At 70.9% G+C, this 268-nt stretch carries 1 protein-coding gene; it reads left to right on the top strand.

Annotated elements, in window-relative coordinates; all coding sequences use genetic code 11:
- On the top strand, positions 1 to 268 hold a 268-nt coding region (locus AC0L3U_RS39475; RefSeq protein WP_473365132.1), incomplete at both ends, for a hypothetical protein.

The following is a 268-nucleotide window of genomic DNA, read 5'->3' as shown; positions in this document are numbered from 1 at the left end:
TGCGCTTCGTGGCGCAGGCCGAGGGGTGGGAACAACTCCACGCCGCGCCGGGCGACGCCTCGGTACTGTGGCAGACCCGTGCCGACACCGACGCCCAATTGGCCGCGCTCTGCGATGAGGCCCAGCGCAGCCTCGACCTGGCGCAAGGCCCGCTGCTGCCCGCCGCCCTGGTCGACATCGCCGATGGCACCCAGCGCTTGCTGCAGGTCTTCGAGCAGGATGCGCCAGGACACGCCATCGACCACCAGGTGGTGGACCACCAGCAGCA

It is taken from the genome of Bradyrhizobium sp. Kon69 (assembly GCF_055807515.1).
This window is presented reverse-complemented; position numbering and strand designations above follow the sequence as displayed.